The sequence below is a fragment of the Guyparkeria halopsychrophila genome, from assembly GCF_044582135.1.
Lineage (GTDB): Bacteria > Pseudomonadota > Gammaproteobacteria > Halothiobacillales > Halothiobacillaceae > Guyparkeria.
In genome coordinates this window covers 1-1,374 of the sequence record NZ_JBDODP010000051.1, presented here as the reverse complement: position 1 = coordinate 1,374, position 1,374 = coordinate 1, and the positions used below count along the sequence as shown (strand labels likewise).

The following is a 1,374-nucleotide window of genomic DNA, read 5'->3' as shown; positions in this document are numbered from 1 at the left end:
CCTCTACAAAAGGTAGAATTGCTGTGATTACACTTCCAAAGGAGCGAGAAGATGAGCGCAGAGCTGTCTTGGAAGTCGCTCTTTGACCACGAAAAAGCAGATGCTGACTTTCTTCTAGATCGCCCTCTTATCATTGGGGAAAGGTTTCTTATGGATGGAAAAATTCATTTTGACGGCGAAAACCACTTTGTCGAGATTCCGCAGGAGCTTCTGGATCGTGCTGAAATGTCGGTTGGAGATGAGATCGAGGTTTCCGGCGAGCGCCTGTCTTCGGGGTATGTTATAACGATTGAGCGAGCATTTTCTGATAAGGAGGCCTAAAAATGTTTGGGTGGTTTAAGGAAGACGAGGAAGACAAAAAGCTGCTAGAAAGTGTTGTGAAACACTACCAGCCTAGCATGAGAGTGGTCAGCAATGGCGCAGGGGACTGGATGCTTACGATGTCTGCTAAAGAAGGGAGGAGAACAGCTCGAATCAAAGGCAAAGATGATTAATCTGAGTAGTTAAGGTCTGACTTCCTCTTTTTTTCATGCGTGAAAGTCCCCCCTCAAAACCTTCCAGATCTCCTGTGCTGCAAGGGCTACAGCTAGGTTTTATTTATGCTCATAAATACTTATTTTTGAGATGCCAGGCCTGTGTCCTACCACATAGGTAGCCAGCTTATTTTTTAGGGAAAGCACCCGACTGAGCAGGAGGGTAAATTGATTGATTGGAGTGTAAATCGACGACTCTGAGATCAGGTTTCTATTTCGCTATTTTGTTTTTTAGCGTATTTTAAATCATTATAGATGCACGATAGCTTCATTTTACGATTTACTCCGGCAGTGCGCTAATCCTCCGTGCCTTGGGCTTTGAGATTACCGGTCTGTGTCCTACTAACATTTACACCGTGTCCTACCACCTACAATGTTAAAGACTGGACGATTTACCGGGTCATCGCACCAGCGAGGCCCCTGCCTGGGAACGCCGATAGGGCCATTGAGATTTTGCGACATGATGTCGCAAAAGTAACGAGAGCTATTTGGTTCAGAATCAACCGAGCCACTCCTAAGACAACCCTGGTATTTGGGACGCCGATAAGACCATTTCGAATTTGCGACATCATGTCGCAAACGCCGGTTTATCGTTAGCGGATGGGAACGCCGGTAGGGTCATTGGGATTTTGCGACATGATGTCGCAAAAGTGATGACGTCCATTTGGCTTAGCGTCTGACCAATTCGGTCAGGCATATGGCGATACCGAGGGCCATTGGTATTTTGCGACATGATGTCGCAAACAGCTATTTGTCGTTAGCGTATGGGCACGCCGGTAGAGGCATTGGTATTTTGCGACATGATGTCGCAAAAGTGACGACAGCTATTTGGCTCAGGGTG

Annotated in this window: 1 protein-coding gene; it reads left to right on the top strand. The window is 46.7% G+C overall.

Features of this window, described 5'->3' with window-relative positions:
- The first annotated feature begins 51 nt into the window (after positions 1-51).
- Entirely contained in the window at positions 52-321 is a 270-nt protein-coding gene (locus ABGV18_RS11425) for a hypothetical protein (RefSeq protein ID WP_396586141.1), read from the top strand.
- Positions 322-1,374: the final 1,053 nt, after the last annotated feature.

Coding starts and splice junctions, on each gene's coding strand:
- ABGV18_RS11425 (WP_396586141.1), top strand. CDS start 52: ATGAGCGCAGAGCTGTCTTGGAAGTCGCTCTTTGACCACGAAAAAGCA.